General features: G+C 39.6%; 1 protein-coding gene. It reads left to right on the forward strand.

What is annotated here, in order from left to right; translation table 11 throughout:
• Positions 1–255 (forward strand): hypothetical protein (locus tag V6251_RS15580; RefSeq protein WP_341589035.1); only part of this gene is annotated, 255 nt, incomplete at both ends.

Consider the following 255-nt stretch of genomic DNA (forward strand, 5'->3'; position numbering starts at 1 on the left):
CAGGAGGCGCACCAGGATTAACGGTAACTTATCACGAAACCTCAAGTGACGCGACAAATAACGTAAACCCATTAGTTAGTCCCTATAATAACATTGTAGCAAATACACAGGTTATTTATGTACGCGTGGAAAGTGCAACAATCTCAACAGACTGTGCAACGTTTGTAGACTTGGTTTTAATAGTAAATCCAACACCACAAATAACAGACCCAAGTGCTTTAGAAGTTTGTGATAATGATGCAGACGGTTTTGCAA

Source organism: Olleya sp. Ti.3.14 (genome assembly GCF_038154885.1).
Lineage (GTDB): Bacteria > Bacteroidota > Bacteroidia > Flavobacteriales > Flavobacteriaceae > Olleya.